Origin of the sequence: Mesorhizobium sp. GbtcB19, from assembly GCF_019091085.1 — a bacterium.
Classification (GTDB): Bacteria; Pseudomonadota; Alphaproteobacteria; order Rhizobiales; family Rhizobiaceae; genus Mesorhizobium.
Genome location: NZ_JAGXJY010000188.1, coordinates 1 through 286, shown reverse-complemented (window position 1 = coordinate 286; position 286 = coordinate 1). Strand labels below are relative to the sequence as shown.

Annotated in this window: 1 protein-coding gene; it reads left to right on the top strand. The window is 35.0% G+C overall.

Features of this window, described 5'->3' with window-relative positions; all coding sequences use genetic code 11:
* Window positions 1–31 precede the first annotated feature (31 nt).
* Window positions 32–286, top strand: a 255-nt coding sequence (locus KVT37_RS32135) for a hypothetical protein (RefSeq protein WP_217579016.1), incomplete at its 3' end; no start/stop codon positions are given.

Sequence of the window (286 nt, the reverse complement as noted above, 5' to 3'; positions counted from 1 at the left end):
CCTTTTTTTATTACAAAAGGAGGAACAAGGTATGCAGGAACTAATTGAACAATATAAAGAGAAAGTAAATCAGTTAGAAAACTTAAAAGAAACAGCACCGGATAATGATAAAACAATTATTGGTAGTATGATTACTGATTTACGTTATGCACTGGAATGGATGCGTACAGCAAAGGAACCAGGAACGATAAGAGGCATTGAACGTAGAGCAGCATATCAGCGTAATACTGCAGTAAATCCCTTACTAATGCAAAAGTATTTAAGAAGCGCAGAAACGTTATATGAG